The sequence below is a fragment of the Vibrio algicola genome (genome assembly GCF_009601765.2).
In the GTDB taxonomy this organism is placed as follows: Bacteria; Pseudomonadota; Gammaproteobacteria; order Enterobacterales; family Vibrionaceae; genus Vibrio; species Vibrio algicola.
In genome coordinates, this window is the sequence record NZ_CP045699.1 from 1,386,840 (window position 1) to 1,412,606 (window position 25,767).

Consider the following 25,767-nt stretch of genomic DNA (forward strand, 5'->3'; position numbering starts at 1 on the left):
CATAAAAAAAGAGGCCATAATGACCTCTTGGTTGTATTTTTTACTGTTATCTGCTTGTCATAACAAACAGGATCACCGCATTGATTAACGCATCAAAAACGGCGCCAATAACATAAACATTGGCACTTTGTGACCACCATGAAACTCGATGTTGCCATTAATCACTTTACCATCGACATAATAACCATCCTCTTTTTTGGCCATCATGCCTTCTTTGATAAAGTTATCTAAGCCAGATTCAATGTATGGAAACTGATCGACCATTTCATTGGAAATATAGAAATGGGTATCACCGGTCACGCTATTAAACACCGCAGTTGGGTTTTTCGTCACTTTCTGATCGCTTGCCGGTAAGTTAAGCGTCCAATTACCATTAAATTTACCTTCACGGATCGTCACTTGAATTTTATTTAAGGCGACCGATAAGCCTTTTTCAAATAACGTATCCACATGTTGCATAGCCACTTTCATATCTTGTTGCGATGGTGGTTGCGTGTCTTTTTGGTAAACGGATAATAACTGAGTAAAAGATGCTTTATCAATGTTATCAAAAGAGAATTCAATACCAAGATCGGTTAATTTGTCTGATTCAAAATCTAAGCTTTCGGCACTGGCGTTATGATGACTGTTAAAGCTCACCTTTTTACTGTCTTCATCGGTATTAAATACATAATGGAATTTATGCAGATTGAATAATTTATCACCAGCCGAGGTTAATGCATCGACATTCGCCACCGAGACTTGCTGACGACCAAACCAGAAACCTTGCTCTTTATAACCATCGCCAGAACCGGTCAGACCTTTCACTTTAATCGCTTCACCATTAGCAAAGTCGCCAGAAAAAGAAGGTATTTGGTAATCAAATTTAATATGACCGTCGGAGGTAAAATCAGCAGACGCTTTGATTGGTGCAATAGTTAATTTTGAACTCGCATCATGTAAAAAATTCACCACCAGTTGTTCAGATTGCACATCAATCGAAGTTGACCCATTCAATTGAGTCACAGAATGGGCTTTTAGAGGTAACGCTTTAAAGTCTTCCGCTTGAGTATCGGTACTAACTGAGATTAATCCATGCTTAATTTTATGATCAAACACCATGCTAGTCGGGAATCCGTTTAATTCTAACTGCTGTTTTAATGCGGGATCAATCACCGTCACTTTGGTGGTGGCAGTTGAGTTGAGGTAGCCGCGATTATAATCCACTAGCTCTACTTTCAATTCTTTTTGATCCAAGTGACTAATGCCATCGGAAATCATGTTTTGAGCAATTTGCCCTACTGCTAATGGCCAACACGCCGCCACGGCAATCGTGCCGCCGATTGCTGCAAATTTTTTCAAACTATTCATTCTGATCCTTGCTGATAATATCATTATGGTTATCATTCAGTTTATCGCAAATGAATTTCAGTTGTCATAAATTACTCAACACAAAAGCACAAAATTGAAAGATTGAGAGAAAAATCGTCTTTAAAGTATAAATTTTGGCGATTACAGCGTAAATATTTATCGAAATCATTTAATAAACCGATGAATTTTGTTAATTTACCCACTTCATTGCATATCTGAGTTGAACCTATTGGATAATATCAACACAGGCAAGCACACAACGGCAATATAACTGTATACAGGCATCATTCTCTCATTTATCTTTTGCCGCTTTTTATACTGTATTAAGAAAGGGTTTTCTTGAACATGCGTAAATCACTAATTTTAACTAGTTTACTGTTGGCATCCACATCTTCTTTCGCGGCTGGTAACTCAACCAACTCTGCCAACATGAGTAATTTTAACTACGACTATGTGGATGCACGTGTTGGTATTGCTCCGATGACCTTTGGGGCAGGGATCAGCAAATCAATCCACCCTAATGCTCATGCTATTTTCTCTATCGATTCTGAATTTGATAATGATTATGATATGTCAGCGGGTTTGGGTTTCCATGCTCCAGTCAATAACTGGGCAGATATTACCGGTGAAATGCTTTTTAAAATGGTCGATGATCGTAAAAAATTCGATAACGATACCGGAGTTGAAGTCAATTTAGGTTTACGTCAATGGATTGGTCCACAGTTCGAACTAGGTGGTCAAGTTGGCTACTTCAAGATTAATAACCAATCCGATACCGACGATGTTTACGGTACCTTTTATGGCCGTTTCCATGCTACTGAATTATTTTCGATCGGCTTAGAAGGTAAATTAAATTACATTTACGGCAGCCAATTAATGGTCACAACCCGGTTCAAGTACTAATTCTCCCCTCTTCGTTGGGTCGATTAGTTAAACTGATTAATTATTGATATATGCCCCATAAAAAAACCTCGCATTGCGAGGTTTTTTATGACACATGAAATCACATATAACGTTTATCTTTTCTTAATGGTGTACATTGGATAAAAGTTGTTGTTTTCTAGGTTCTTGAAGAAGTTTCCAATGACAACCATCTGCAGCACCTGCAAATTTCCACAATAGACGAATATCAACATCACCACCGTAAGTTGCTTTCACTCGTTGAAATACATCTTCAGGGCCAAGATTTAAAAAGGTTCCAACATCCGGGATCCCAGCTTTTTTCACCATGCGCTCTAAGGTGAGTTGCATATTAGGTAAATCACGCAGTCGTTTGCTTTCTGCTGACTTTTGAAAAGCCCTTTCTTGTTTAGAGTGATTAATTGATGTGTTAATTAAATCGTCTAAACATTCATCTCTATTAGTAAATACATCTGTAATATCAAAATAATTAACCGTTGCAACGGTTTGTTTTTTAATGTGTTTGTAGCGTTTACACCCTTTGGTCTTTAGAAAGTCATCTAAATCACCGCCACCACGAATGAAAATGATATTGCCCGAAATTAATGCATACATCGCATCATCACTAAATAACCCAACACCGCCAAACATTGATCGCTTCTGAAAAGAACCAAATTTAGCTACATATTTAAAAAAGTCCAGCTCCATGCTAGTGCCCATTGTAAAACCTCCATAACTTATGATTAACCCCCCGATCAATCTACAAGTGCCATAAAATGGCTATTGAGCAAAAATATCCTTATTTACGATCAAACTAAAACGACTTTATTTTTATTTACGTTTTATGACCGACTTCAATTACAAATGATACTTCATGCTGAGAATTAAGTAAGTGCACAGCTCACATCACAACAATCTAAAAGCACAATAAAATAGATATCGATCGCATTTCTTTGCATACCCGTATCATTAACTCATGTCTCAACGCTTAAATTAGACAGATAAAAATCATCACAAAAAAAGTACACGCTTATTTTCCCATCATTTTAACAACAATTGATACATTATCGCAGTCTTAGCCTTTAAGATATTGAATTATTAAGATATTATATGCCACTATTTACTCTATCAATAGATAGCTTTTACCATCCGATTAAGTTTGTTTTTTAATTTACTTTCAATGATATAGTTTAAGGTACATATGTATTCTGGTGTTTTTCTGATTTTTTTACCTCTGATTATTGGTTACTTAATTGCTTTAAAAAATGAGCAATGGCTAGATCGTATTAACAAAACGGTCTCGCAACTAATTTATGTCATTCTATTTTTAATGGGGTTAAGCCTTTCCGCGCTCGATAACCTCAGTGCCAATTTACAGACTATTGGCTTATATACACTGACCTTTTTCTTGGCTATTGGGACATGCAATTTAGCGAGTTTACCTTTTATCGATAAATGGATGCCTGTTGAAGCCTGCAGTAATAGTAAAACAATGCCGATTCACCTTATGGCATTAGAGTCTGCCAAACTTATATTAGTGGTCGGTGCGGGTCTGTTGCTAGGTCTGCTGATGCCTTTTCAAGTTCCATACATTAGCAGTGCCAGTGAAAGCATTTTATTATTGTTGTTATTTTTCATTGGTATTCAGTTGCGCAATAGTGGCTTAACACTCAAGCAAATTTTGTTAAATAAGCATGGGATGATCATTGCCTTGGTGGTGGTACTAACCTCTTGGTGTGGCGGATTAATTGCCGCCTATTTACTCGACATCCCTTTGACGAATGCACTTGCAATGTCTTCTGGATTTGGTTGGTATTCATTAGCGGGTATTTTAATGGGTGATGCTTATGGACCAGTGTACGGTGGAGCCTCTTTCTTTTTAGAGTTATTGCGCGAGTTAGTCGCATTAATAGCAATACCGTTATTTATTCGTCGTTATCCTTGCTCATCCATTGGCTACGCTGGGGCAACCTCGTTAGATTTCACCCTGCCTGTAATTCAAAGTACCGGTGGGGTTCGGTGCGTACCGATTGCCATTGTCAGTGGTTTTATTTTAAGTTTATTAGTTCCTGTATTTATGCTGTTTTTTATCTCACTGGGGCAATAGCAAACAATCGTTATTTGAATTAAAAGTCAGATCACAAACCCAGAGCTAGAAAGTATGAATTGCTCGCTTATCCATACCAGTTGTTTACAATAATGTTACACTTGAGCGTCTTAAATTTACCATCGTTCAATTTATATTTTCGGTGTTAACCCGTTTTATGGTGAACGCATTGCCATACTTTCAAGGATAGATGATGAAAAAATCCGTTATTGCACTTGTTGTTGCCATTTCAAGTTACTCTGGCATTGCGATGGCAAACCCGACTCCCGATGTTCAATGCCTCAACAATAAATACGATGCGTATATCGATACCTCTTTAACTTGGTATCAAGATTTGGTGACTATCACTGCCGAAAAGGATCCTGATTTAAAAGAGGTTGGGCAATGGTTTTTAGCCGGACGCACTCACCATTTTGAGCTAAACCGCGCGGTGGTGCATGATTACTTACAACATGCTCCCGACAAAGTGGCGACAAAAGAATCGGTCGAGTCATGGTTAAAGCTGACACAGCCGGAGATCAAGCAGCTTGCTCAACGTGATGACAAATTAGGCAAAATTGCCAAAACGACTTTTGATGACCGCCAAGCACCACCCAATAAAATGAACTATCAACTTCGTTCGGCTTTTGCTGATCTGCTAAGTCATCCCAGCAATATCCAACCGGCCTTAGACAAGTACAATCAAGCGATGGCGAAAACCAATGCGATTGTTTGCCAGTAAAGCTTACTAAGCAAGAAATCTGTGTCGGTGGTATTGATATTCATATTGGTAAAACAATGTCATGTACCTTTACAACCGGCTTATTTATCTGGCGAGACTTTTATGCTTTTCAGCTAAATTGTTTTGCCTATTGTTTACCTAATACGAAGACCGTCAGTTATGGGATCCGAAGATAAAATTGTTGATGTTAACTTTGAAAGTTTATTGCGGATATTCACCGTCCCTGAAGCGCCCGATTCTACTTTAGGCAATATAGAACAAAAGCTTTCTCAGAATTTAAACCAATTTTTGCGTGAGCATATTGTGGCAGAAGAAAAGCCACTCTCGGAAATTGAAAAAGATTTCGCTGATCCGGCGATCCCAGAACTGCCCACCTTTGTCTCTGAACATACTCAACATTTATTAGAGACAGTGGTGTCGCATTCGGTGCATACTTCCGCGCCAAGCTTTATTGGTCACATGACCTCAGCTCTACCCTATTTCTTAATGCCGCTGTCTAAAATCATGATCGCGCTGAATCAAAACTTAGTCAAAATTGAAACCTCTAAAGCCTTTACTCCATTAGAACGCCAAGTGCTTGGAATGTTACATCGTCTTATTTATTCGCAAGATGATTCTTTCTATCAACATTGGATGCACAGTGCACAACATTCTTTAGGCGCATTTTGCTCTGGTGGCACCATCGCTAATATTACTGCGCTGTGGGTAGCGCGTAATAATGCATTAAAAGCCGATGGTGATTTCCAAGGAGTAGAAAAAGAAGGCCTGTTCAACGCCATGATGCACTATGGCTATAAAGGCATGGCAATATTGGTCTCAGAACGTGGTCATTATTCGTTAAAAAAAGCCGCCGATGTACTGGGAATTGGGCAACAAAATTTAGTCGCGGTCAAAACCGATCATAATAATCGCCTTTGTTCTATCGCGCTTGAGCAAAAAATTCAGCAACTCAAAACGCAAGGGATCAAACCTTTTGCCATTATCGGCGTAGCTGGCACCACCGAAACCGGTAATATTGATCCACTCGAAAAAATCGCCGCAATAGCCCAACGCGAACAGTGTCATTTCCATGTCGATGCCGCTTGGGGTGGTGCGACTTTAATGTCGAATCAGCATCGTTATTTACTAAAAGGAATTGAACTGGCCGATTCTGTCACTATAGACGCGCACAAACAATTGTATATTCCGATGGGTGCGGGCATGGTGTTATTTAAAGACCCTTCCGCCATGCACTCGATTGAACACCATGCTGAATACATACTGCGTAAAGGGTCAAAAGATTTAGGCTCACATACCCTTGAAGGATCTCGTTCGGGTATGGCAATGCTGGTTTACTCAAGCATGCATATTATTAGCCGTCCGGGTTATGAACTGCTAATCAACGAAAGCCTTAAAAAAGCGCGCTATTTTGCTGATTTGATCAAAAAACAGCTAGATTTTGAATTAATCTCCGAACCAGAACTGTGTTTACTTACCTATCGCTATGTACCGCAAGACACCCAACGCGCTTTGCAACTTGCCACAGCAGATGAATTGAAAACATTGCATCAATACCTAAATGAACTGACTCAGTTTATTCAAAAGAGCCAGCGTGAAAATGGGCGTTCATTTGTGTCTCGTACTCGCTTAACGCCAGAAAAATGGCAACGTATGGAAACCAGCGTCTTGCGTGTGGTGTTAGCGAACCCACTAACCACCATCGAGATTTTGCATTCAATTATTGAAGAACAGCGCATCATCGCCCAAACCAGTCCATTTGTGTTACCGAAAATAATGCAATTGACACACATTATTTTAGACCGAGATCCCATTGAATAATCGCCATCTCAATCTGGTATAAATCGACGAATTATTGCAGTTTACACAGACAACCAATGAAATTTAAATTATGAAATTTTCTTTCTAAAATCGTGAGAAAATTTCATAATTATCTATTCTTTGGCTTAAATGGCTAAAAAAACATCCAAAACTGTAATTTAATTTGAACTTTGTCATATTTTGGTAAGAAAGATAACCTCAATACGACAAATTACCGCTATTGCATGGGTATACTGATACTACTTTGGATGCCATTCATCCAACCAGTATTATTTTCGATGTTTAAAGATCAGCATACTGGCAAATTTTATCTGAGAAGCAGTATGAATACATTAGAGAAAATTCAAAAAAACCTCGATATTTTCAGTAAATCAGAGCGTAAAGTGGCTGAGGTGATCATTGAATCACCACAAACTGCGATCCATTCGAGCATTGCGACGTTAGCCAAGATTGCCGATGTAAGTGAACCAACCGTTAACCGCTTTTGTCGCCGCTTGGATACCAAAGGTTTTCCCGATTTCAAACTGCATTTAGCGCAAAGTTTGGCCAATGGCACGCCTTACGTGAACCGTAATGTCGAAGAATCTGACGGGCCTGAAGCTTATACCCATAAAATTTTCGAATCGACCATGGCGTGTCTCGATGTGGCGAAAAACAGCATCGACCCTTTCCAAATTAACCGCGCGGTTGATTTATTAATTCAAGCCAAACGTATCTCTTTTTTTGGTCTTGGAGCATCTTCATCTGTCGCCAAAGATGCACAAAATAAATTCATCCGTTTTAATATTCCCACTTCCTGCTTTGATGATCCTCTAATGCAGCGTATGAGCTGTATTAACTGCGCTGAAAATGATGTTGTAGTGTTAATTTCCCACACCGGCCGAACTAAAAGCCAAGTGGAAATAGCACATTTAGCCAAGGAGAACGGTGCTACTGTCATTGCTATCACTGCCAAAGCTTCACCGCTAGAACAAGTCTGTTCATTATCTATCTCTTTAGATGTACAAGAAGATACTGATGTATATATGCCAATGGCGAGTCGTATTGTACAAATGACGGTAATTGATGTACTCGCCACAGGGTTCACATTACGTCGAGGTTCTGGTTTTAGAGATAATTTAAAACGAGTCAAAGACGCATTAAAAGCTTCACGCTATGAAAAAGCACCTTTATTTCCGGAGTGATGCTATTTCAACCTAACTCAGATGCGTTTTTAGGATAAAAAATACTCATCGTTTTTTCCTATCAAAATAAAAGCCAAAACCATCTTTAAAACCACCTTATCTTGAGGCATAGTGAACCTATTCAAGCTAAAGGAGAGAAATATGTTTGTCGTAATTTTTGGTCGTCCTGGTTGTCCGTTTTGTGTTCGAGCAAAGGATCTTGCCGATAAATTAAAAGAACAACGTGATGATTTTAATTATCGTTATGTGGATATCCATGCAGAAGGCATTTCAAAAGCGGATTTAGAAAAAACCGTAGGTAAGCCAGTTGAAACGGTACCACAAATCTTTGTTGACCAAGATCACGTTGGTGGATTCACAGAATTTGAAGCGTATGCCAAAGCCAATCTTGGTTTATTTAGCGAATAAACGGATAGCGATTTTAATCGGCTAATATCAAGTGCCTATTAATCGTGTTTATAGCTTATAAGTTACAAAGCTCACTCTTTTAGTGGGCTTTTTTATTGCATTTTCATCGCTGGCAGTAACACAAGATTCACAAACAAAAATTAAATGGCAAAAATCCATGTTAGCTCTTATTTAATCACACTTTATCCTATACACTTCTCCTGTTGCTTATTGATGGTCTTCTCATTGGTTAAACTTACTTAAGAAAGATTTGTCCCTGTTAACGATCAATTGATCAGCACAATTAACTTTTTGTTTTACCTAATACCAGTACGCTAAGCCGATGATCCGATCTTTAGTCTTATTGGTATACTATTCTTTCGAGATAAATTGTGAACATAGATGTCGCGTCATTGTTAGAACATAACTCCATCCTGCTTCTTTTTGTGGTGCTCGCGATTGGCCTTGCCATTGGCAAAATTCGTATCGCTCAATTCCAACTTGGTAACTCAATTGGCGTGTTGGTAACAGCGTTAATCATGGGCCACCTTGGCTTCCACTTTAGTGCTGAAGCACTCACCATTGGCTTTATGTTCTTTATTTACTGTGTGGGGATTGAAGCTGGACCCAACTTCTTCGGCATCTTCCTACGCGATGGTAAGCATTATTTTTTCTTAAGCTTAGTAGTTTTGAGTACCGCTTTATTGCTTACCTATGGTCTCGGTCATGTTCTTGGCTTAGATTTTGGCCTCTCTGCCGGTATTATGGCAGGCTCAATGACCGCAACCCCTATTTTAGTGGGCGCGCAAGATGCATTAAATTCTGGTTTAGGTACCATTCCGACCGGTTCTCAATTATCCACAACCTTAGATAACCTTTCAGTTGGTTATGCTTTGTCGTATTTAATTGGCTTGATCAGTATGATCTTATTCGCCAAATTATTGCCTAAATTACAAACAGAAAATTTAAGCGATTCCGCCCAACGTATTGCGCAAGAACGTGGTTTAGGTGGTGCGGGTCAACGTAAAGTCTATTTGCCGATTATTCGCGCATACCGTGTCGGGCAAGAACTGATTGATTGGACTGGTGGTAAAAATCTGCGTGAATTGGGCATTTATCGTCAAACCGGTTGCTATATTGAAAGGATTCGCCGTAATGGTATTCTTGCCCACCCTGATGGTGATGCCATTTTACAACCCGGTGATGAAATCGCTTTAGTAGGTTATCCCGACAGTCATGCTCGCTTAGATCCTAGCTTTCGTAACGGTAAAGAAGTGTTTGATCGTAATCTACTCGATTTACGCATTGCTGAAGAAGAAATCGTAGTCAAAAGCGACAGTATTGCCGGTAAAAAATTATCCGATTTAAATATTGCGGAATATGGTTGCTTCTTAAGCCGTGTGGTTCGTGCGCAAATCGAAATGCCAATGGATCTAAATATCGTATTAGCCAAAGGCGACATTTTACAAGTCAGTGGTGAAAAAAGCCGCGTACTCGGTTTAGCCGAACGTATTGGCTTTATCTCGGTTCACAGTCAAATTGCCGATCTACTCACTTTCTGCTGTTTCTTTATCATTGGCTTATTATTTGGCTTAATCACCATGACTTTTGGCCAAGTAACTTTTGGCTTAGGTAACGCGGTCGGTTTGTTAATTTCCGGCATCATGCTTGGCTTTTTACGTGCTAACCACCCCACATTTGGCTATGTACCACAAGGTGCTCTGAATATGGTCAAAGATCTCGGCTTAATGGTCTTTATGGTCGGGATTGGCTTAAGCGCGGGTAGTAATATGCTTGAATATATTGATAAATTTGGTATCCAATTACTTGGGTTTGGTTTTATTGTCAGTGTGGTTCCGGTTATTTGTGCTTACCTATTTGGTGCTTACATTTTGAAAATGAACCGCGCACTATTGTTTGGTGCCATCATCGGCGCTCGCACCTGTGCTCCGGCAATGGATATTGTGAATGACTATGCTAAATCAACGATTCCAGCTTTAGGTTACGCTGGTACTTACGCGATTGCCAATATATTAATGACACTAGCTGGAACACTGTTAATCATATTAAGCTAATCAGTTGTTTTTACTGGCCACTTCCCATCAACAATACATTCAATCAATAATATCGACCTCTTGTATATTATTGATTGAATTATTTATTAATTTAAACGCCTTCCTTATTAATAAACCCACTACATTACATAATATTTACATACTAAAAGGGGCTTTGTTGCGTAATTCGATGGAACTAAATGTGAAACTGACGATCAGATCGTTTACTCCCCACTAAACCATCGATATTCATGCCAAAACCTCGTAATAAGACCAAAAACTGGAAGTTATATAATCAATCACTGATTAAACGTGGTTCACTGACTTTCTGGATTGATGAAGAAGCTATCCAAGAATGGAAAGAAGCTAAACAAGGGCTGCGTGGTAGACCTCGTATTTTCAGTGATTTAGCAATAACAACAGCGCTTATGGTAAAACGTATATTTTCAATGCCCTTAAGGGCATTGCAGGGATTTATTGATTCTGTATTTCAACTTGCTAATGTCCCGCTCACTTGCCCTCATTATTCTTGTATTAGTCGTAGGGCTAAAGAGGTTGAAGCCTCATTCAAAACGAAAGCTCGTGGCACGATACAACACTTAGCCATTGATTCTACTGGCCTCAAGGTTTACGGCGAGGGTGAATGGAAAGTCAGGAAACATGGAACTGATGGGAAGCGCCGGATCTGGCGTAAGTTACATATAGGTGTTGATGTCGTTACTCATGAAATTATTGCGGCAGAACTCACTTTCTCGAATGTCAGTGACGGAGACGTTCTACCTAATTTACTAAAGCAAACACGTCGAAAGATCTTAAAAGTATCAGGCGATGGTGCTTACGATACTCGACAATGCTATGAAGCCATTCGTATCAAAAAAGCCAACCCACTTGTGCCTCCAAGACTTGGTGCAGTCTTTTGGGAAAAGGGACATCCACGAAATTTATCCGTCGGGTTTCAACAGTTTTATGGTTCTAATAAGCAGTGGAAAACACGGTTTGGGTATCATAAAAGGTCAATTTCAGAAACGGCAATGCATCGAGTGAAAAAGCTATTGGGCGGAACACTCAGCTTAAGAAATTATAATGCCCAAGTTGGGGAAGCTTACGCAATGATCAAAGCTTTAAATAAACTAACAGGGCTAGGTATGCCTAAAACTTACCGAATTGATTGAAATAATACCATTCTAGTGTTGTCACCTCTAAATTTGAATTACGCAACAAAGCCGGTATAGGTAATAAAAAGGCGCCCATAATGAGCGCCTGTGGTCTATTGATTATGATTAGCAATCAATTAGATATCTTGTACATCAAAGTTAATCTCAGTTGCCACATCAGCGTCGTAATCCACGCCTTCAACACCGAAACCAAACAGTTTTAAGAATTCTTCTTTATATTCAACGTAATCGGTCAACTCTTTTAAGTTTTCACTGGTCACTTGTGGCCATAGATCGCGGCAATGTTGTTGAATATCTTCACGCAGTTCCCAGTCATCTAAGCGTAGACGGTTTTTATCATCGACTGCTGGTACTGAGCCATCTTGTTGATAAAGACGTTGGGTAAACATGCGATGAATTTGTTGCATACAACCTTCATGTACACCTTCTGCGCGCATTTTCTTAAATACCATCGCAATGTAAAGTGGCATAACCGGAATAGCAGAACTTGCTTGAGTGACAACACTTTTAAGCACGGCAACATTGGCTGTGCCGTTTAAGTTGGCAAGTTTCTCGTTTAGTGCGGTGGCTGCGCGGTCTAGATCCATTTTCGCTTTGCCTAACGCACCATCCCAGTAGATTGGCCAGGTTAACTCCGTACCAATGTAACTGTATGCAACGGTTTTACAGCCTTGCGCAAGAACACCGGCATCAGACAGCGCTGACATCCATAATTCCCAATCTTGACCGCCCATTACGGTCACAGTATCGTCGATCTCTTGTTGAGTTGCCGGTTCAACACTGGCTTCGATGATAATATCTTTGTTGGTATCAACCGCAGTGGCAGTATAAGTATTGCCAATTGGTTTTAGTGATGAACGAATTACTTCGCCCGTGTCTGGCATTTTGCGTACTGGTGAGGCAAGTGAATACACCACCATATCAATCTGACCCAGATCAGCTTTGATTAAATCAATGGTTTTTTGTTTTGCTTCATTAGAGAAAGCATCGCCATTTAAGCTTTTTGAATACAAGCCTTCTTGTTTGGCTAGCTTGTCAAAAGCGGCAGTATTATACCAGCCCGCTGTACCAGGTTTTTTTTCTGTTCCGGCTTTTTCAAAGAACACACCAATGGTCGATGCACCACCACCGAACGCCGCAGCAATACGGGAAGACAAGCCGTAACCACTTGAAGAACCAACAACCAATACACGTTTTGGTGCATTTGCAATTGGACCTTGAGCTTTAGTGTATTCAATTTGTTCTTTTACATTTGCTTCACAACCAACAGGATGAGTGGTTGTACAGATAAATCCGCGAATTCTTGGTTTGATGATCATATTGAGCTTCCTTTTAAAAACCCCTGTAGAATAAAAGTTTATCTCGGCTTTCGCACCCTATTTCTGTTTTTTTGCCACAAATAGCACTGTGGTTAGACCTGTTTTGCGCTTTTTTCTTTCTTCATACCTATTTAGATATAAAAAAACCCTCGATTGAGCTTAGCGTATTTAGCTTAGCCTACCTCAAGGGTCCGTCCATTTTCTTACTATCTCTCGCTAATACTGCTTATTTTTTATTGATTAAGCAGCACTATCAAGCTTTTTTGCGCGTTTACCTGCAGGCTGACTATGGGTGCGGATCTCACTCATATCATGACTAAAGTGATCAACCTGAATCGAACGGTAGCGCAGTTCATCGGCGGCTAAGATTTCTTTGACTTCACTCTGCGTCAAAATCTTTTGCTCTAGTGCCAGCTCTAACCGATCTTTTAGCAAACCCGCTTTCGGCAATTTCCCTTCTTTCACAGCGGTGATCATTTTACGTTCTAGGTGGCGAATATCGTACATCGCAATAAAGGCACGTTCAATGAGTCCAACGCTGTCGTTTTCATCTTCACCAATAAAACAAAGTTTGGTTAAGCGATCACGGTCTACCCCTGGCGTCATCATACTATTTGCCACATTGTTTTTTTGCTTATCACTAGGCGCTTTAAAACGATTGCCTAATGGGAATACCAACAGTTTCAGCACATTGGCTGCCACTCGGCTTGGCAGGTTATCGTATGCTTCTTCCAGTGCCTTAGACGCTTGGCTTAAACAATGAGTCATGGCGTAATGAACATAGTCTAAATCGGCTTGCTGACGACCTTCATCTTCAAAACGTTTTAGAACTGCAGAGCCTAAATATAAGTAGCTGAGCGTGTCACCTAAACGCGCCGAAATCATCTCTTTACGTTTAAGTTCACCGCCAAGTGTCAACATTGCAAAATCGGTGGTTACTGCCAATGCTTTACTCAAACGGGTCATGTGTTGGTAATAACGTTTGGTTTCACCTGAGCTTTGAGATTTAGCCAAACGCGAACCGGTCAATGCCATAGTGAGCGCACCTACACTGTTTTTGATCGCATAACTCATGTGCTTAAACAGTAAACCATCAAACTCTTTTGCCCCAGCCGCTTCATCAGGGTTTGCCGCCGCTTCCATTTCTGGCAATACGAATGGATGGCAACGAGTCGCACCTTGACCAAAGATCATGAGGTTACGGGTTAAAATATTGGCCCCTTCGACTGTGATCGCAACGGGCACGCCATAGTAATGATGCGCAAGATAGTTCATCGGTCCCGTTTGGATCGCACGGCCAGAGTGAATATCCATAGAATCATTTAAAATAGTCCGCGCCATTTCTGTCATGTGATATTTGGCAATTGCGGTCACAATGCCAGGTTTTTCGCCCATATCTAATGAAGTGGTGGTTAAAGTGCGCGAGGCTTCTAACATATAAGTCATGCCGCCAATTCGCGCCATAGCATCAGCCACGCCTTCAAATTTACCAATCGACATACCAAATTGTTTACGCACATAAGAATACGCACCCGTTGTTCGGCTGGTTAAATGCCCAATCGCTGTACCTAATGCAGGTAACGAAATACCGCGCCCTGCCGATAAACATTCCACCAACATACGCCAACCTTTACCGGCATAATCTGCACCGCCAATCAACCAGTCCATCGGAATGAAGATATCTTCACCACGGGTTGGACCGTTCATAAAGGCCAAACCAAGTGGATCGTGACGCTCACCAATCTCTACCCCTTCGTGATCGGCTGGGATCAAAGCACAAGTAATACCAAGCTGCTCTTTATCGCCGAGTAAATGATCGGGATCGTCAAGTTTAAAAGCTAAACCGAGTACAGTGGCAACGGGTGCTAATGTGATATAGCGCTTGTTCCAGCTTAAACGAATACCAAGTACTTCTTGCCCTTCATGCATGCCCATGCACACTACGCCTTTATCTGGAATGCCACCAGCATCTGAACCCGCTTCAGGCCCTGTTAATGCAAAACATGGAATGTCGGTGCCATCGGCTAAACGAGGCAACCAGTAATCTTTTTGCTCTTGAGTACCATAATGTGAAAGCAGCTCACCTGGGCCTAATGAGTTCGGTACCATGATCGCCACCGCCGCACTGATACTACGGCTGGCAATTTTAGTCACTATGGTTGAGTTGGCGTGAGCTGAGAAACTTTTACCGCCATATTCTTTACCAATGATCAACGCGAAGAACTTTTCTTTACGAATGTAATCCCATACTTCTTTTGGCATATCACGATCTTGCTGCACGATTTTATAGTCATCCAACATGTTAAGTAGAGTCTCAACTTCATTATCAATAAATGACTGCTCTTCACCAGTTAATTGTGGTTTCGGATAATTATGCAGCGTCTGCCAATCTGGCGATCCTGAGAAAAGCTCCCCATCCCACCACACACTACCGGCTTCCATCGCTTCACGCTCAGTATTGGATAGTGGTGGTAATACTTTTTTAAACCATTTAAACGCTGGTTCGCTAATCCATTTTTGTCGTAAACCGCTCATAATTTATTCCTTTTATCCACGAAGTTAACAGTTGATTTGTTGTATATTTTGTTTTTATTAATTTTATCTACTTGTTTTATTTATTGATTTCTTAACCCTCTGCGGCCACGCCAGCAGCGAGAAAAGGGATTAATTGTTGTATCACCGCATCTGAATCTACTTTTTTACCATAAGAATTAAACGCAATGCCCGCTAATGCTTTACTCGATGACATAGTGAAAACACAAGTACCTAAGGTAAAGTGTAGTCGCCAAAACAGCATTTCTTCATCAATTCCTGGGCTAGCTTTTTTGACAGAATCGGTAAATAAATTTAATACGCTGCTATAGCGAGTGGTAATAAACCAACGCAAGTGTCCTTGTACATCGGTATAGCCACGCCCCGTCAATAACATAAATCGACTGGCACCATTCGGTCGCACCTTATCTAATGACATCAACGGTGCGCTCAAGGTATTAAAAACCGCTCTCATATTGTAACCGTCTGTTTGATTCAATATGTGCAATGATTTTTCAAGCTCCGGCATAAACGCTTCTAAGTAGCGATTCAATACTGCCCGCACTAAAGTTTTCTTATCACCAAAATGATAGTTCACCGATGCAAGATTAACGCCAGCTTTGGTGGTGATGGTGCGTAGTGAAGTATCATTAAAACCATGCTCGGCAAATAACGCTTCCGCCACATCCATGATTTTTGCTTTAGTGGTATTTTTAGGGCTCATTGTCGCTCTCAATTCTCTCGTTGTTCATTTTATCTCATACAGTAAATCAATCACTCGTATTAAACATCTGTTTGAATCTTAGGCGGGATGATAATTAGAAACAAGCTTTGAGATCACAAATGCAACAAACTGGTAATATTAAATCAAACAGAACTAAATTATATTTGCAAGATCAATACGTTAAAATTTATTGTGGATTTTGTAAAAAGAAATGGAACTGAATGATAAATCTTCAGTCCTATAATAGGTAACCAGTAGAAATTAAATGATGCTTTATCTTCCCTCGGTAATTTATCTTAATGTTTCCAGTATTTTATACTGCCCAATATTGTGTTATTGCTAACTGTCATTTTTTCATATGTAACTCCTATATTGTTTCGCCCATATCAATTTGATATGGGCTTTTTTTTGTCTTGAAAACCAGTCAATATTCTTAATCTAAATGCTGCGATAATACACCTGCCTAACTTTGCTATGGCATTTACATGTCAAAAATTTGGCAAAAAAAAGGCAGTGATATCAGTATGTTTTTCAACATAAAAATACTCACTACCATTTATTGCTTCTCAATTCAGGCTACGAAATGAAGCCTGTTCCGTGATTTATTCAACCACGTTGATCATTCAATTACGCTTGTTTTGATACAACCTGCTTCGCTTCTTTCTCTTTTGGCAAAAAGCAATGCAATAAGGCATAACCCAAAATTGCTGCGGTGGTTGAACCAATCAAAATACCTAAACGTGAATAGGTGTCAAAAGAGGCATCCACATTAGTAAAGGCTAATGATGAGATAAAGATCGACATGGTAAAACCAATACCACACAACACCGATACCGCGAAGATATGTTTGAAGTTAATCCCTTCTGGCAGTTTAGCAAAACCAAGCTTGACTGAAATCCAACTAAAACTAAACACGCCTAGCGGCTTACCAATTAACAAACCAAGAGCAATACCTAACGGTAACATGTCGGTTAACCCACTCAAAGAAACACCTTTTAATGAAATACCGGCATTAGCAAAAGCAAATAGAGGCAAAATTAAGAAAGAAACATAAGGATGCAGAGCATGTTCTAAGTGTTTCAGTGGCGAACGGCCATCTTCTTTACCTGCTTGTTTTTTACCTTGTAGAGGAATAGCAAAACCAATCACTACACCGGCAAGCGTTGCATGTACACCCGATTGTAGTACGCTCACCCATAAGATAAAGCCAACCAGTAAATACCAACGTATTTGAGTGACATTTTTTATGTTCATCACAAATAATATCGCGGTTGAAATAAAGCCAACTAATAAAGCAAGCGTCGATAAATCACTTGAATAAAACAAGGCAATGATCACGACCACACCTAGGTCATCAATAATTGCCAATGCTAATAAGAATACTTTTAAGCTCACTGGAACTCGGCTACCGAGTAGTGCCATAATACCTAAAGCAAACGCAATATCGGTTGCCGCGGGGATTGCCCAACCACTCGCCGCAACGGGATCACTACCATTAAAAGCAAGGTAAACCAAAGCAGGAGCTAGCATGCCACCTACAGCAGCAATCGCTGGAAATAATGCCGTTTCTTTTGATTTTAAAGCTCCAATCAAAAGTTCACGTTTTACTTCTAAACCAATAAGCAAGAAAAACACAGCCATCAAGCCATCATTAATCCAATGCGAAGAAGACATTCCAAAAATATCGATATGCAAAGCGTGTTGATACATTTCATTTAAAGAAGAATTTGCCACTAACATCGCAATCGCAGCCGCTATCACTAAAATGATGCCACTCGCCGATTCTTTTTTGAAAAAATTTAAAATACTATCACTCATTATTATTCCCTTTAAACTAACTGATTTTTGGTGATATGAAGAAGGCATTCATACTACCAGTCATTATGATAAGTAAAAATCGAATGTTTGGAGTTTATCCATCGATTTTTCCGAGTCATCACGCCGCATTAATAATACAATACGACAAAACTAAAGTGAATTCATTGACTTATATCGGTTTTAATAACATTAATCATAGGTCAATTGCATGAATCCGACACCCATTTGACTGCCAGTGACTCGAATAGGACCTTCCCAAGATGGGATCCAGAACGGTAACCACAACTCTTTTTTCATGGTTTGAGTAATAAGGCTAATATCATATTTAGGTATTTCGATAACCCAGCGTAGCGGCAAGACCCTACCATCAAGTAACGTCACCTTCTCTAAAGGGTAAAGACGAATGTCATCGTTATCAATATTGATCACAGAACCATTTCTTGCTGCTAGTGTTCCGGTCACATATTTCATTTTATCTTGTTGGTGGTATTGATTTAATGCCAGTGTACGGCCATCGGTAAGATGAATCGAAAATGCATCCCACGCAAAACCTTTCTCAGGCACTAAATCATTGCCCCACTCTTTATCAATCCACGCCAGCCCCTGTACTTCCACAGTTTTTCCATTGAGCACTAATTTTCCTTTAGTACGAAGAAATGGTGCACTAAATTGATAACTCGCTTTCGACAGAAGATCGTGTGTCACCTTGTAGCCTTTATCCCCCATCAACACATAAGGCCCAAAAGACGCAGTGCGTAAATCCACGCTAAAGTCATCACTATGAACCATGATCCTGCTTGGAGCGGCAGTATTGTTACTCGATTGCCAAGACCAGTTATCAATCCATAAACGAAACGGGTCCATTAATACCCCTGCTTGCCCTACACCACCACGGGCTATCCTTTGCTGCGCCCACGATTTACCTTCAGTTGAAACCACCACTTGCGTGGTATAAATTTGCGCATTCTTCCAACCCACACCAGTATTATCACTATTGGCAATACGATACATTAGCCACTGAACACCATAATCTTTACCATCTGAACCTTTAACATTGGCGCGATAATGCCAAGTTTCGTAATGAAAATCGGTATGCTCATTCATATCTTTTACAATTGAAACCGCTTTACCCGGCAATACTGGTTCGTATACGAATTTGTCATAATGAAGTGGTGTCACCTCTACCGATTCGGGGGTCTTGGTTAAAAAATTCTTAAATAATGATGGCATCAAAATCAAGGCACACAATACCATCACGGCAATGAATATGGGTTTAAGCCCTAAGCATTTATTGTGCTTCATTATAAAGAATCTCTCAGTAACTTCATTGGCGTCGTTTTAACCATTAACCATACAGGCCAAGCACCGGCAATAAATAAAGTAGACAATGACCAAGCAAAAGTAGACAAATATTGCCATGGTAATATTTGTAATTGCATCGTCCAGCCAAACGCACTTTTAAGTATCACATCGACCATCACCTGAGCTAAAATGATCCCTAGGGGCAGCGCAATAAAAGCAGTAAACAAACCGATGGTGAGTAACTGTAGTGCCCCCAGTAATACCAGCTCTTTTCCTGAGATCCCAAAACAGCGTAATAAAGCAATTTGTTTTTGCCGTGAAACTTCTCCTGCAACCGTTGAGAAGAACAAACCAAATACCGCAATAAATAATGTCAACTTCCCTAATGTATCCGCCACTTTAAAGGTTTGATCAAACACCATCATAGCTTGGGTATGCATTATATTATTGTTATATATTCGGTCAGCAGACAGACTGAAACGTTTTTCTATCTGAGCGGATAAATCAACTGCATTGGCATCGGGTTTTAACACCACACCTAAGGCAACATCACCACCGCGAGGGAAAACCTTATTCCACATAGATTCAGAGATAATCACTTGTTTATAGGGGTTACCATAATCGTAATACACCCCCAGTACCCGCCAATTAAACCCAAGTGGCTCTGGTAAAATAATATGATCGCCAGGATGGAGATTTTCTTTTAATGCCATCGATTCACTGACCATCACGCCTCGTTCTTGCTGCAATTTATCCCAATATTGTGGCACAGCTGCCTTGACGGTTAATGCGCGCCGTTCCCCTTCCGAATGCCCAGAACTCACCACTTGCATGCTACCAGTATCGGTTTGTAATGATTTTTCCCAACGCCACCATACCCCTTTCACTTCTGGTTGTTTTGGTAACCATTCTCCAATACGCGCCGCTGATGCCATGGTTGGGGTGATATACAAATCAGCCGATAAACGCTGCACCAACCATTGATCAGTGGTATGACGAAAGCTTCCCACCATGGTTTCAACACCAATATTGGTTGCCAGCGCGAGCATAAATGCCATAGCGGCAACGCCTCGGTAGCTTAAACTGGCACTCAAGTCAGAGAAGAACCAGCGTACTTTTACCCATGGCATACTAAAAGAAAAACTATTAAATAATCGCCATAAGAAAAATGGCATCATCAAACCAACACTGACCAGCAATAATGCAATAAGAGCAAAGCCTTCCGCTTGCGAAGTCGTGGTTTGATATAATGCCACCCCAGCCACAATACAAAAACAGGCAATAACCGCTTGCAAGGTAAATTCACGCCCAGCGAAACGCACCATAGAGAGTTTAGACGCTAAACGGATCGGTTGAGTACGGACTAATCGCACCAATGGCCAGACACAGGCTAATAAGCACCCAATCACAGTCATCAGTAAACTGTAACGACTCCATTCCCAATTCCAATCAATGCTTAATCCAACATCAGCTTTATATAAATCGCTTAAACTGGCCGAAACCGACGGCATTAATCTATTGGCAAGCTCTAACCCCAACAAGGTTCCGCTGATCCAACCAATCAAGATCCAGCCAACAATTTCGAGAAAAAGAGCACGGGTTAACTGCCAACCCGACACCCCAGTTAAGCGCAGTATTCCAACGATTGGCTGTCTTTGAGTGAAAGATAATGACATCGCTTGATAGAAAATAAACAATCCAACCAAGAACGACAGCATGCCCATTGCGGTTAAGTTCATGTGGAAAGCTTTGGTCAATGCGCCTAACTCTACTCGGGTATTACGGTGCATCGAAATACCGTCGGGTAACGTGCTGCGTAATTTTTCAAGTTTATTGGGTGACATCGCGCTGCAGGCCACCATATCAAATCCACCACTTGGGTTGAGTTGGCGTAGCATTGAAATATCCACAATCAATCGCGCACCAGAAATACGGCTTTTGGCGTCAATTTTAATCGGACCTAAGGTTTTTCCACCTTGTAAAGGGATATAACTGCCATCACTTAAGTCGAGATATTTTGCTAATTGTTTACTGGCTAAGACAGGATAAGGGGGTCGCATTAAAGACAGAAGATCGACTTCCGATAACACTTTTTCCGAACGATAAGACAGCATCGAAACTGGATCAAAACCGACAATATTGAGTGGCGTGCCTTTTTTGGTCGAAACACGGTAAGTATCAAATGGGGAACATTCTTTAAAGCCATTACGGCGCAATTGAATATAAAAACCTTGCGGGATTTTATTGCCAGAGTGTTTTGCTTGAATACGGTAAGGCAGAGGGTTGGAAAAAAGTTTTTCGCCTTGAGTATAACTTTGCTTAGCATGGTAGTTAACCGCAAGTACCCCAACAAGTAAGGAAGTACCTAGCGTTAACCCTAACCACACTAATAGGATTTGTAAGGGATGCCGACGGTAGTGACCCAGTAGTGATTTAGCTACAAGCCACGACATTAAGCACTCCTCCTTGTAGACGTACACAGCCATCGGCTAAATGCTTTGCCACTCGTTCACTGTGAGTGACTAATAAGAGTGTGCATTCCATTTGAGTGGTTAAACTGATCAGAAGTCTCATGACAGCTTCGGCATTTTTTTCATCCAAGCTACCGGTTGGTTCATCGGCCAGCAACAACGAGGGTTCCATATACAAAGCTCGAGCAATCGCAGCTCTTTGTTGCTGCCCACCCGAGACCTCTTCAGGGTAGCGCCCTAATAATGGCATAAGATCGAGCGAGGAAAGGATTTGACGCCAAAGTTTCAAGTCTTCAGGCAGCCCCTTGAGTTGTCGGCAAAAGCGAATGTTGTCAGCAATATTCAAGGTGGTGAGTAAGTTAAACTGCTGGAAAATCAAACCAATATTATTACGACGAAAAGCGGTACGTTGTTTTTCTGCTGCATCATGCATAGGGAAATCTGAAAAACTAATTTCACCAGAATCACACGCATCAAGCCCTGCGATTAAATTAAGCAAAGTACTCTTTCCAGAGCCACTCTCCCCCATTAATGCCAGTTGATCACCACGTTCTAATGCTAACTCTGCACCTTGTAAAACGGGAATAAACACTTCCCCGTCCATATATCCTTTACAAAGATTTTTAAGTTGTAACATTAACTTCTCGCCATTGTCATATATTGGTGTGAGAATCTACACCAATTAGTTTGCTTTAGAAAGTAACTTAGCCGCGCATAAGGTGCAAATTCAATTATCATTGACCTCAATATGCCAAACTTGCATTAAATTCTATACTAATGCCCACTGGATCTCGGCTAACGATTTACCCTGATTATTAGGAAAAATCACATATTCACCATGATATTTCACAATCGACTTATAATCGGTTTGTTTATGCAATAAGAAGCCGCTATTACTTGCCTCTTCGACAAAAGCGCGATGATTGCCTCGAACATAAAAACTCATCGGCTTACTTAAATTCTCCCCCTCAAAGCATTGCTCACACTGTAACGAGCACAATACAAACGAATTAGGCTGATCCGCGAAGATCTGGGTTTTCTCGGTTAATTCGAATTCATTAACCACTTCCCAGCCTTGCGCTTCCATATGATCCATAAACGCTTCAATTTGTTTATCAGTTACCGCTTGCGGTTCTTGATCAATCGGCGTTAACCGATGATAGACCGCCGAGATACGTTCAAATAAGCTGACTAACTCACTGCCCGCCCCTTTACTGCGGCTCAATTTCTGCCAACGGATCAAATCGTTTTTAACACTGCCATCAAAACGCTGAGTTTTAATGCTGTTGGTCACCCAGCGAGTTAAAAAATGAGTATTGGTGATCGGTGTATTGGCTAAACGTTTTTTCTGATGTTGTTCTTTTAGTTCCGCTAAAGCACTATTAACTACATTTTGAATTTCTATTGAGTATTGCATTGATTCTTTCTCTCACTTTTTTCTTTATATAGTTATCCTTATTGGATTCGAGATGCCGTTTAGGCTTTACGACTCAACAACCAATAAGACGATAATGAAATAACCGCACAGCCAAACATCGCAAATACCATCGGCCATAAATAACCACTTGGTGAAACGGCAATCACTGCGCTGACCACAGCGCCAGTACCAAAACGTAACGTACCCGCTAGAGATGAGGCTGTTCCTGCCATAGCGGGGTAATTATTAAGCAATAAGCCCATTGAATTACTACCAATAATAGAAATGGTACCAACAAATAAAATCACACATGGCACGATAACCCATAAGCCCCAGCCAAATAACCAACAGGCAAATAACACCACTCCGGCCAATGTTTGACAACTTAATCCAAAACGTAGCATCCAATGAGAACCCATTTTGCGCACCGCTTTACCATTAAAGCTGGTCATTACCACCATACCGATCACATTCAAGGCAAACAAGTAACCGAACATTTCCGGTTTTACCCCAAAGATACCGATATAAACAAACGAACCTGCGGTAATAAACGCAAACATGCCACCAAATGAAAACGCCCCACAAAAAATCAAACCAAACGCGACTGGGTTAGTAAACAATTTATAGTAATTTATCATGGTGGTTTTAAAACGCAGCGGTTGTTTATTTTCTGGCGCTAATGTTTCTGGGATCTTAAAGAAAACCGCCACCAACACCAAGCACGCCACAATGGCAAGCGTGGTAAAAATAGAACGCCAGCCAAACCACACAGCTAAGTGTCCACCCACCATAGGGGCAAGCAAAGGTGAAATAGTGATCACTAAAGTAATAAAAGACATCGCGCGAGCAAAATCTTCACGGTTAAACATGTCACGCACAACTGCTTGCACCACAACGGCTGATGCTGCGCCCGCAAAACCTTGAGCAAAGCGAGTGTACAACAAGGCATCAATGCTGGTGGTGGTGGCACAAATAACCGACGTGATGGCAAAAAATACAGTGCCAAGTAACATCACCGGACGGCGACCGTAACTATCGGCTAATGGTCCATGCAGTAATTGCCCAATGGCAAAACCGGCGGTATAAGCGGTCAGCGTTCCTTGAACCAAACCACTATCGATACCAAAGTCTTGCGCAATATTAGGCATTGCAGGCAAGTACATATCAATAGCAAAAGGGGTGAGTAAACCGATAGATCCTAGAATAAGAAAAAGAAAAAAGTGGCTTTTAGAATCTTGTTGAGACATAGCATCTCCTAAATGGAGTAATACCAACTGTAGGAATTAGTATAATTATAAAAACAAACAAGCACTCTACCGATTGAACTGTAAAGTGCTTGTCGTGATCGATGGTTGGCTGCTCGCTTATCGCTGCATCACCCACCATGAGTCAAACAATGGAATCAAATAATCGATTGGATCTCTGCTGCGGTAAGAACTCGGTATTCGCCTGGTTCTAACTCGTCATCTAAAATGATGTCTCCGATTGATTCACGATGCAGTTTCTCGACTTTATTGCCCAGCGCAGCGAACATACGTTTAACCTGATGATACTTACCTTCACAGATGGTGAGCAGTAGTTCATTTTGTGATGCATCGACAATTTCAAGCGTTGCCGGCAAGGTTAAGCCTTTCTCACTATGCAGTTGCACACCTTCGGTCAGTTGCGCAGCGTAATCGTCACCAATCGCCTCTTCTAGCCAGACACGGTAAGTTTTATTGCACTTACGTTTTGGTGAGGTGATCTTGTGAGACCATTGTCCATCATCGGTGATCAATACAAGACCGGTAGTATCCACATCCAAACGCCCTGCAAAGTGCAATTTGTCGATTTTAATTTCATCTAATAAGGCAAACGCGGTTGGATTAGCGCTATCTTCATGTGAACAAACAAAGCCTTCTGGTTTGTTAAGCATAAAATAGCGTGGTCCAGGCATAGGCAAAACACGCTCTTGCCATGTCACTTTGGTTTGTTCTGTGATCTTGCCAGTCGCGACTTTCACTACCGCATCATTGACACAAACTTCACCACGACGGATTAAAATGGTGGCTTCTCGGCGGGTCACGCCTAATGTTTCACATAAAAATTTATCTAAACGCATGTCTACCTCTAATTAATTCACCGTCATTATAAGCGTGTTTAGCAAAAGAGTTGAACTATTTCACACTATTTCTATTTTTAGATTGCCTGCAACCGATAAATAAGTGTCTAAGGTTTGAGTCGCCGGTCTCTTAAAATTCCTCTCCACGGTGCAAAACAGCACATCAGATATTTCCCCCCTACAAATTTGTGTTGTTTTCCGAAAATAATCTGCCCGCTTTTTCATCTTAACTTTTACGCTCGATAACCAAACCTAAGTGATTTTCACTCAACAAATGCTCATATATTCACCAAACCAATCAAACGATATTTTAAATTCACACTTAAGCTGATTTGTTATTTATTTTGTCGGCCTAGCTTGTTAACATTTCCACTGCAAACCAATGCG

General features: G+C 40.7%; 20 protein-coding genes. 8 read left to right on the forward strand and 12 right to left on the reverse strand.

Annotated features, from left to right (window positions below; genetic code table 11):
* Nucleotides 1–84 precede the first annotated feature (84 nt).
* On the reverse strand, nt 85–1,350 hold the full coding sequence (locus GFB47_RS06410) for a DUF945 family protein (protein WP_178306456.1): 1,266 nt from the start codon (nt 1,348–1,350) through the stop codon (nt 85–87).
* Between the two features lie 345 nt (nt 1,351–1,695).
* Between GFB47_RS06410 and GFB47_RS06415 the strand changes: the two genes are divergently transcribed.
* Nucleotides 1,696–2,253 (forward strand): hypothetical protein, encoded by a 558-nt coding sequence (locus tag GFB47_RS06415; RefSeq protein WP_153447230.1) that lies wholly within the window; start codon nt 1,696–1,698, stop codon nt 2,251–2,253.
* A gap of 123 nt (nt 2,254–2,376) precedes the next feature.
* Here GFB47_RS06415 and GFB47_RS06420 read toward each other — a convergent pair whose 3' ends face one another.
* Nucleotides 2,377–2,970 (reverse strand): TfoX/Sxy family DNA transformation protein, encoded by a 594-nt coding sequence (locus tag GFB47_RS06420; protein ID WP_153448167.1) that lies wholly within the window; start codon nt 2,968–2,970, stop codon nt 2,377–2,379.
* Nucleotides 2,971–3,451: 481 nt separating this feature from the next.
* Between GFB47_RS06420 and GFB47_RS06425 the strand changes: the two genes are divergently transcribed.
* From GFB47_RS06425 to GFB47_RS06455, 7 genes are all read left to right on the forward strand, one after another.
* Nucleotides 3,452–4,357, forward strand: a complete 906-nt coding sequence (locus GFB47_RS06425) for a lysine exporter LysO family protein (protein WP_153447231.1) — start codon at nt 3,452–3,454, stop codon at nt 4,355–4,357.
* Nucleotides 4,358–4,550: 193 nt separating this feature from the next.
* A complete protein-coding gene (locus GFB47_RS06430) occupies nt 4,551–5,078 on the forward strand; it encodes a hypothetical protein (RefSeq protein ID WP_153448168.1) in 528 nt (175 codons plus the stop codon).
* A 159-nt stretch (nt 5,079–5,237) separates the two neighbouring features.
* The gene (gene panP, locus GFB47_RS06435; RefSeq protein ID WP_153447232.1) at nt 5,238–6,896 is read left to right on the forward strand and encodes a pyridoxal-dependent aspartate 1-decarboxylase PanP; all 1,659 of its coding nucleotides are present in this window, start codon (nt 5,238–5,240) and stop codon (nt 6,894–6,896) included.
* Nucleotides 6,897–7,219: 323 nt separating this feature from the next.
* Complete coding sequence (locus GFB47_RS06440) at nt 7,220–8,080, forward strand: MurR/RpiR family transcriptional regulator (protein ID WP_153448169.1); 861 nt, start codon at nt 7,220–7,222, stop codon at nt 8,078–8,080.
* A 141-nt stretch (nt 8,081–8,221) separates the two neighbouring features.
* The gene (locus tag GFB47_RS06445; RefSeq protein ID WP_153447233.1) at nt 8,222–8,488 is read left to right on the forward strand and encodes a GrxA family glutaredoxin; all 267 of its coding nucleotides are present in this window, start codon (nt 8,222–8,224) and stop codon (nt 8,486–8,488) included.
* 371 nt (nt 8,489–8,859) lie between these two features.
* Entirely contained in the window at nt 8,860–10,542 is a 1,683-nt protein-coding gene (locus GFB47_RS06450) for an aspartate:alanine antiporter (RefSeq protein WP_153447234.1), read from the forward strand.
* A 230-nt stretch (nt 10,543–10,772) separates the two neighbouring features.
* Nucleotides 10,773–11,693, forward strand: coding sequence for an IS5 family transposase (locus tag GFB47_RS06455; RefSeq protein WP_153447235.1), 921 nt, complete (start codon nt 10,773–10,775; stop codon nt 11,691–11,693).
* A 119-nt stretch (nt 11,694–11,812) separates the two neighbouring features.
* On the opposite strand, the gene fabV is transcribed toward GFB47_RS06455, so the two are convergent.
* From fabV to rsuA, 10 genes are all read right to left on the reverse strand, one after another.
* Complete coding sequence (gene fabV, locus GFB47_RS06460) at nt 11,813–13,015, reverse strand: enoyl-ACP reductase FabV (protein WP_153447236.1); 1,203 nt, start codon at nt 13,013–13,015, stop codon at nt 11,813–11,815.
* Between the two features lie 240 nt (nt 13,016–13,255).
* Nucleotides 13,256–15,550, reverse strand: a complete 2,295-nt coding sequence (locus GFB47_RS06465) for an acyl-CoA dehydrogenase (RefSeq protein ID WP_153447237.1) — start codon at nt 15,548–15,550, stop codon at nt 13,256–13,258.
* 91 nt (nt 15,551–15,641) lie between these two features.
* Entirely contained in the window at nt 15,642–16,271 is a 630-nt protein-coding gene (locus GFB47_RS06470; protein WP_153447238.1) for a TetR/AcrR family transcriptional regulator, read from the reverse strand.
* Nucleotides 16,272–16,898: 627 nt separating this feature from the next.
* Nucleotides 16,899–18,089: a Na+/H+ antiporter NhaA gene (gene nhaA, locus GFB47_RS06475; RefSeq protein WP_153447239.1), complete on the reverse strand. Its 1,191-nt coding sequence runs from the start codon at nt 18,087–18,089 to the stop codon at nt 16,899–16,901.
* A 189-nt stretch (nt 18,090–18,278) separates the two neighbouring features.
* Nucleotides 18,279–19,391, reverse strand: a complete 1,113-nt coding sequence (locus tag GFB47_RS06480) for a lipocalin-like domain-containing protein (protein WP_153447240.1) — start codon at nt 19,389–19,391, stop codon at nt 18,279–18,281.
* Nucleotides 19,391–21,844 carry an ABC transporter permease gene (locus GFB47_RS06485; RefSeq protein WP_153447241.1) on the reverse strand — a complete coding sequence of 818 codons (2,454 nt, stop codon included), beginning with the start codon at nt 21,842–21,844 and terminating at the stop codon, nt 19,391–19,393. Before GFB47_RS06485 ends, GFB47_RS06480 begins: the two co-directional genes overlap by 1 nt.
* On the reverse strand, nt 21,825–22,499 hold the full coding sequence (locus GFB47_RS06490) for an ABC transporter ATP-binding protein (protein ID WP_153447242.1): 675 nt from the start codon (nt 22,497–22,499) through the stop codon (nt 21,825–21,827). Before GFB47_RS06490 ends, GFB47_RS06485 begins: the two co-directional genes overlap by 20 nt.
* Nucleotides 22,500–22,631: 132 nt before the next feature.
* Complete coding sequence (locus GFB47_RS06495) at nt 22,632–23,279, reverse strand: DUF2913 family protein (protein WP_153447243.1); 648 nt, start codon at nt 23,277–23,279, stop codon at nt 22,632–22,634.
* Between the two features lie 59 nt (nt 23,280–23,338).
* Entirely contained in the window at nt 23,339–24,526 is a 1,188-nt protein-coding gene (locus GFB47_RS06500; protein ID WP_153447244.1) for a Bcr/CflA family multidrug efflux MFS transporter, read from the reverse strand.
* Between the two features lie 155 nt (nt 24,527–24,681).
* Complete coding sequence (rsuA, locus tag GFB47_RS06505; RefSeq protein WP_153447245.1) at nt 24,682–25,380, reverse strand: 16S rRNA pseudouridine(516) synthase RsuA; 699 nt, start codon at nt 25,378–25,380, stop codon at nt 24,682–24,684.
* Nucleotides 25,381–25,767: the final 387 nt, after the last annotated feature.